This window comes from Streptomyces sp. NPDC002156 (assembly GCF_053593675.1).
In genome coordinates, this window is record NZ_JBSFDA010000289.1 from 1 (window position 1) to 7,143 (window position 7,143).

At 71.0% G+C, this 7,143-nt stretch carries 3 protein-coding genes; all 3 read left to right on the plus strand.

Going from position 1 to position 7,143, the window contains the following annotated elements; all coding sequences use genetic code 11:
- Nucleotides 1-114: 114 nt before the first annotated feature.
- The 3 genes from ACWCRB_RS48155 to ACWCRB_RS48165 all read left to right on the plus strand — a co-directional run bounded on the left by ACWCRB_RS48155 (nucleotide 115) and on the right by ACWCRB_RS48165 (nucleotide 6,983).
- Nucleotides 115-1,056 carry a Ppx/GppA phosphatase family protein gene (locus ACWCRB_RS48155; RefSeq protein ID WP_451002117.1) on the plus strand — a complete coding sequence of 314 codons (942 nt, stop codon included), beginning with the start codon at nucleotides 115-117 and terminating at the stop codon, nucleotides 1,054-1,056.
- 209 nt (nucleotides 1,057-1,265) lie between these two features.
- A complete protein-coding gene (locus tag ACWCRB_RS48160) occupies nucleotides 1,266-5,117 on the plus strand; it encodes an nSTAND1 domain-containing NTPase (RefSeq protein WP_451002118.1) in 3,852 nt (1,283 codons plus the stop codon).
- A gap of 477 nt (nucleotides 5,118-5,594) precedes the next feature.
- Entirely contained in the window at nucleotides 5,595-6,983 is a 1,389-nt protein-coding gene (locus tag ACWCRB_RS48165) for an NAD(P)/FAD-dependent oxidoreductase (RefSeq protein WP_389352842.1), read from the plus strand.
- Nucleotides 6,984-7,143 lie beyond the last annotated feature (160 nt).

Below are 7,143 nucleotides of genomic sequence, written 5' to 3' on the forward strand. Positions count from 1 at the left end.
CCGGGCACGCCGGGGGCACCCGGAGGCTGCGGAGCGCCAGGGGCACAGGTCGCGCTGAACGCGCTCGTCCTCAAACGCCGGACGGGCTGAAACACCAACCCGAAGGACCCGCCCATGACTCGCGTCGCCGCCATCGACTGCGGTACGAACTCGATCCGGCTCCTCGTCGCCGACGCGGACCCGGAGACCGGTGAACTCGTCGAGCTGGACCGGCGGATGACCATCGTTCGGCTCGGGCAGGGGGTCGACCGCACGGGACGTCTCGCCCCCGAGGCGTTGGAGCGGACCTTCGCGGCCTGTCGGGAGTACGCCGCCGTCATCAAGGAGCACGGTGCCGAGCGGCTGCGGTTCGTCGCGACGTCCGCCTCCCGGGACGCGGAGAACCGGGACGAGTTCGTACGGGGGGTGCTGGACATCCTGGGTGTCGAGCCCGAGGTGATCTCGGGCGACCAGGAGGCCGAGTTCTCCTTCACCGGCGCCACCAAGGAACTGACGGGGCGCGACGACCTCGCCAAGCCCTACCTCGTCGTGGACATCGGCGGCGGCTCGACCGAGTTCGTGGTCGGCGACGACCACGTGCGCGGGGCGCGGTCCGTGGACATCGGGTGCGTACGGATGACCGAGCGGCATCTCGTGCGGGACGGGCACGTCGTGGATCCGCCGGGGGAGGCGGAAGTCGCTGCCGTTCGCGCCGACATCGAGGCCGCCCTCGATCTGGCGGAGCAGAGCGTCCCGCTGGGCGAGGCGCGCACGCTCGTCGGGCTGGCCGGGTCCGTCACCACGGTGTCGGCGATCGCGCAGAACCTCCCCGAGTACGACTCCGAGGCCATCCACCACTCCCGGGTCTCCTACGACCGCGTCCGCGAGATCACCGAGACGCTTCTTCGGTCCACTCATGCCGAGCGGGCCGCGATTCCGTCCATGCATCCGGGGCGCGTGGATGTGATCGGCGCGGGGGCGCTCGTACTGCTCTCGATCATGGAGCGGATCGGGGCGACGGAGGTCGTGGTGAGCGAGCACGACATTCTGGACGGAATCGCCTGGAGCATCGCCTGATCTGGCGGTAGCCGCAGGTCCGTGAATTGATTGGTGGGCCGGATCGGGGCTGCCAATCAACCTTCCGGCGACTGGACTTGAGGTGCATCGGGGGTGGTGTCCCACGTTCCCAACAGGGGAGGGAGCGTGGGACATCAGGGCGGGGACTCCGGTGCGTCGGCCGATCGAGGGGTTCGAACGGCGTCGTCTTCGTACGGGAGGGAAGCCGGATGGGGCGCCCTGAGAGGCCGTTGGATCCGGAGGGTGGGCCGGTCGAGCGGTTCGCCTTCGCGTTGCGGGAGTTGCGGCGGGAGGCCGGGGGGACCACCTACCGGGCCATGGCCGCGCAGGCCGGGTATACGGCTGCGACGCTGTCCGAGGCCGCGGCGGGGGAGCGGCTTCCGTCCCTGGCGGTGGCTCTGGCGTACGTGTCCGCCTGTGGTGGGGATGCCGAGGAGTGGGAGCGGCGCTGGCAGCGGGCCGCCGAGGACGCTGCCGGGCAGGTGCCCGAGGGGGACGGGAGCGCGGCGCCCTATCGGGGGCTGGCGCGGTTCGAGCCGGGGGACAGTGGGTGTTTCTTCGGGCGGGACCAGTTGGTGGCCGATCTGGCGGAGCTGGTGCTGGGCAGTCGGTTCGTGGCCGTCGTGGGTACCTCCGGGAGTGGGAAGTCGTCCTTGCTGCGGGCCGGGCTGATACCGGTGCTGCGGGGTGGGGACTGGGCCGGGGAGCGGCCTGCCGCCATCCGGATCCTCACCCCGGGCGCGCGGCCCGCTCATACGCACGCCCGTGCGCTGGTCCCTGTCGACGGCGGCGGGGACACCTGGGTCGTCGTCGACCAGTTCGAGGAGGTCTTCACCCTCTGCCGGGAACCCGCCGAGCGTGCCCGCTTCATCGACATGCTGCTCACCGCCGTACGGCCGGGCAGCCGGCTGCGTGTCGTGATCGCCGTACGAGCGGACTTCTACGGCCGTTGCGGCGAACACCGTGAACTCGCCGCCGCCCTGCGCGGTGCCGGACTGCTCGTCGGTCCGATGAGCGTGGACGAGCTGCGCGAGGCGATCGTCAAGCCCGCCGCGGCCGAGGGCCTGGTCGTCGAGCGCGCACTGACCGCGCAGATCATCGCGGACGTAGCCGACCAGCCCGGCGGGCTGCCGCTGATGTCCCACGCACTGATGGAGACCTGGCGACGGCGTCGTGGCGGGGCGCTGACCGTCAAGGGGTACAAAGCCGTTGGTGGGGTGCATGGTGCCATCGCCCGTACCGCGGAGGAGTGTTACAGCGGGCTCTCCGTGCGCGAAGCCACGCTGGCCCGGCAGGTGATGCTGCGGCTGATCGCGCCGGGCGAGGGGACCGACGACACCAGCCGGCCCGCCCGCCGTGCCGAACTCGCCGCCGATGCCGCCACCGTGCTCGACCGGCTGGTCGGCGCCCGGCTGATCACCCTCGACGACGACACCGTCGACCTCGCCCACGAGGCGCTGATCACCGCCTGGCCCCGGCTGAACGGCTGGATCGAGAGCGACCGCGAACTGCTGCGCCGGCACCGGCTGCTCACCGAGGCCGCCACCGCCTGGGAGCAGCTCGACCGCGACGCCGGTGTGCTGTACCGAGGGGCCCGGCTGACCGTGGCCACGGAGGCCTTCACGCCGGTCGCCGAGCCCGATCCGCTCACGCCGCTGGAGCGGGCCTTCCTCACCGCGAGCCTCGACGCCCGCCGGCACGAACAGCGCCAGGCCACCCGTACGAGCCGTCGGCTGCGCGGACTGACCACGGCGCTGACGATCCTCGTCGCCCTCGCGGTCGTGGCGGGACTGACCGCCTGGAACCAGAGCACGGCCAGTACCCGGCAGCAGCTCCAGGCCGAGGCCCGCCGTATCGCCGCGATGGCCGCCAGCCTCCGCTCCTCCGACCCCAGGACCGCCATGCGGCTCAGCGCGGCGGCCTACGGGCTCGCCGACCTGCCCGACAGCCGCTCGGCCCTCCTCGACTCGTTCGCCCAGACCGAGCTGGACCGATTCGATCCTGGGGAGGGGTCAGCCGCGGCCGACGACGATGACGACCCGGTGCAGCGGTTCCTCAGCCGCGACGGGCGCGTTCTGACCACGGTCACGGACGACCGTGTCGAACGCTGGGACACCTCCACGCGGCGGCGGACCGGCTCGTTCCCCGGCACGGGGGACCTGGAGTTCCCCGGTGTCCAGGGCATCAGTCCCGACGGCGGCACGCTCATGATCTGGACGAAGGACGGACTGCGGCTGTGGGACATCGACGCCGGCCGGCGGGTCGGCGCCCGCATCGGCTCGGCCGACGATTCCTCCGCCGGCACGACCGGTTCGTTCGTCACCGACACGCGGATACTCCTCTCCAGTCGCTACGCCGGACGGTCCGGCATCCGCTTTCGTCTGTGGGACACCGCGCTCGGCCGTGCGGTCTTCGAACAGAACTTCAAGGACGAGTCGTCCGCCGACGCCGTCGCCAGCCCCGACGGACGACTGCTGGCGATCTGCCGGCGCCTCGGACCGGTGCAGGTGTGGGACACGGTCGAACGGCGGAGACTGCCGATCCCGTGGGCGACCGCGAACCGGGATCTCTGCCCGGGCCGATCGGACGGGTTCGGTTCGGCGGCCGGCGATTCCCGTGAGGGCCGGCTGCTGTTCACCCCGGACAGCCGTGCCCTCGCCGTCGTGGGCGACTTCCCGGACGGCTCCGGAGTACGCGCCTGGGACCTGACGTCGGGAAAGCAGCGGCTGAGGATCGAGCACTCCTGGCCGAAGGACGCCCGCACCCGCATGACGTTCGGGGCGGACGGCGGGTTCGTCGCGGTGGCGGACGACGACGAGATCCTGCTGTGGCGCACCGCAGACCCCGACGTTCCCGTCCTCCGGCACTCGCTCAGCTCCACCGGCTCCTACGATCTCGGCGGGACCTCGGCGCTCAGGCTGGACCTGGACCGGCGCAGGATCCGGTACCTGGAGACGCGCGGCTGGGAGCGCAGGATCTCGGTGGCGTCCCTGGCCCTCGACGAGGCGCTGGACTCCGCCTACCCGGTCGGCCCGGTCCGGGCGGCCACCTACAGCCCGGACGGCCGCACCCTCGCCGCCGTACGACGGCTCGACGGCGCGACCCGCTTCCAGCTCCTGGACGCGGCGACCGCAGAGGTCCTCGCCGATCTGCCCAACCCGCAGATGTTCTGCCTGCCGGACCCCAACTGCGAGAACCACACCGCGTTCAGCGCCGACGGAGGGACGTTCGCCTACGGTGCTGAGCCACCGGCCGGCCGCTACTCCACGATCACCTTCTACGTATGGGACACCCGCACCCACCGCCAGATCGCCTCGCTGGCCCTTCCGGCCGGGGTGGAGGGCATCGGGCTCAGCCCGGACGGGAAGACCTTCCTGGCTTCCAGGATCAAGGGAAGCGGGACGATCGAACTGTGGGACGTCCGCAGCCGGACCAGGACCAGGGTGCTCAGCGGCGTGCGGGACGTCCCGGCCGTCAGGCCCGACGGACGTCTGCTGGCCACATCGGGCGGCGACTACGTGGACCTGCCCTCCGGCAGGGTGACCCACCGCAACGCCTCGGACCCGCTGTCGGCCGTGGTCTTCAGCTCCGACGGACGCTATCTGGCGGTGGGCGGCCGGGGCGGGGTCACGATCTGGGACGGGGACGCCCGGCGACGCCTGGCCAACCTGCCGGCCGTCCCCGACGGTTCGGCACCGCGATCGGGCAGCGACGGCTCCGCGCCCGACGACGACGACCAGTTCGTCACGGCGGTCGCCTTTTCGCCGGACGCCCGGTACCTCGCCGTGGGCACCGCCGGCGGAACGCTGCAGATCTGGCAGACCGAGGCGCCCCATCTCCAGCCCACGGTGTTCCCCGCCCTCGGCGGCCGTGTCCAGTCCGTGGCCTTCGGTCCCGACGGGGACACCTTGTACGCCGCGAGCACCCACCGCCGCTCCCGTTCCTACGACCTCGATCCCGAGCACGTCGCCACCACCGTGTGCGAGCGGGCGGGCGGCGGGCTGTCCCGTGCCGACTGGAAGAGCTACCTCCCCGACGTGCCGTATCGGAACGTGTGCTGAGCCCCCGCCGAGTCCCCCCGCTGAGCCCCCGCCGAGCCCTCGCCGAGTCCCCCGAGACCCCCGAGTCGGCCTCTCCTGAGCAGGTCGGATAACGTATGAGCGCACTTGTGGGGCTGTTCGCGGCCCCCGGGTGACGCCCCCTCGGGAAAGTTCGTGAAGTTCTTCACAAGGAATTCGGCCCTGTTGGGCGACGAACGTGCTCCGCAGGGCCCTTTCGGGGGCTCACCAGGGGCGGGAGCGTGCTCGGGGGAGCGTTTCGGCGGGGTTTCCGGTGGGTGCGGCGGGAGGCTGGTCCAGTCACTCCGGCGACCCGGAAGGGCAGTTCACGCGGCATTGACATCGGGGCGTACCGCCCGCTGGTTCGTCCCGCGCGACATGGCCTCGGCCATGCGGGCCGCGCAGTGTAGCAGAGGGGGTCCATATGCTTGTGAAGGGGCTCACGAGCGACCCCCCTGGGCCGGGTGGATACTCGATGGCATGAGCACCACGGAGCGTCCCAGGATCCTCGTAGTAGGCGGTGGGTACGTAGGCCTGTACGCAGCTCGGCGCATTCTCAAGAAGATGCGCTACGGCGAGGCGACCGTCACGGTCGTCGACCCCCGGTCGTACATGACCTACCAGCCCTTCCTCCCCGAAACCGCCGCCGGCAGCATTTCGCCGCGCCACGTCGTCGTACCGCTGCGACGTGTGCTGCCCAAGGCGGAAGTCCTCACCGGTCGGGTCACCACCATCGACCAGGACCGCAAGGTCGCCACGATCGCCCCCCTCGTGGGTGAGGCGTACGAGCTGCCTTTCGACTACCTCGTCATCGCCATGGGCGCGGTCTCCCGCACCTTCCCGATCCCCGGCCTCGCCGAACAGGGCATCGGCATGAAGGGCATCGAGGAGGCCATCGGCCTGCGGAACCACGTCCTCGAGCAGCTGGACAAGGCCGAGTCCACGACCGACGAGGAGATCCGCCGCAAGGCGCTCACCTTCGTCTTCATCGGCGGTGGCTTCGCGGGTGCGGAGACCATCGGTGAGGTCGAGGACATGGCGCGCGACGCGGCGAAGTACTACCCCAGCGTGTCCCGTGAGGACATGCGGTTCGTGCTCGTCGACGCCGCCGACAAGATCCTTCCCGAGGTCGGCCCGAAGCTGGGCCAGTACGGCAAGGAGCACCTGGAGAGCCGCGGGGTCGAGATTTATCTTTCGACTTCGATGGACTCGTGCGTCGACGGCCATGTCGTCCTCAAGAACGGCCTCGAGGTCGACTCCAACACGATCGTGTGGACGGCCGGCGTCAAGCCCAACCCGGTTCTCTCGCGCTTCGGCCTGCCGCTGGGGCCGCGCGGTCACGTGGACGCGCAGCCGACGCTTCAGGTCACGGGTACGGACTACATCTGGGCCGCGGGCGACAACGCCCAGGTGCCGGACGTGGCCGCCCGCAAGGCCGGCGTGGAGAACGCCTGGTGCCCGCCGAACGCGCAGCACGCGCTGCGGCAGGCGAAGGTGCTCGGCGACAACGTGGTCTCCGGTATGCGGGGCTTCCCGCAGAAGGAGTACTCGCACTCGAACAAGGGTGCTGTCGCGGGGCTCGGCCTGCACAAGGGCGTCGCGATGATCGTCATGGGCAAGGTGAAGATCAAGCTCAAGGGCCGGCTGGCGTGGTACATGCACCGCGGCTATCACGGTCTGGCGATGCCGACGTGGAACCGGAAGATCCGGGTGTTCGCGGACTGGACGCTGGCGATGTTCCTGAAGCGTGAGGTTGTGGCGCTGGGGGCGCTGGAGACTCCTCGTGAGGAGTTCTACGAGGCTGCGAAGCCGGCGCCGGTCGCTGCCGCGAAGAAGACGGAAGAGAAGACAGAGGCCAAGGCTTCCTGACCTCCGTCCACTGATTCACCCCTGCTTGAGCCCGAAGGGGCCGCCCGCCATCCGTGGTGCGGGCGGCCCCTTCAGGTTTTTCCTCGCCCCCGCCGCCCCTACCCGTCCCATCCCTTGGGGGGGGGGGCCCCCCCCCCCCCCCCACCCACCACCACCCCCC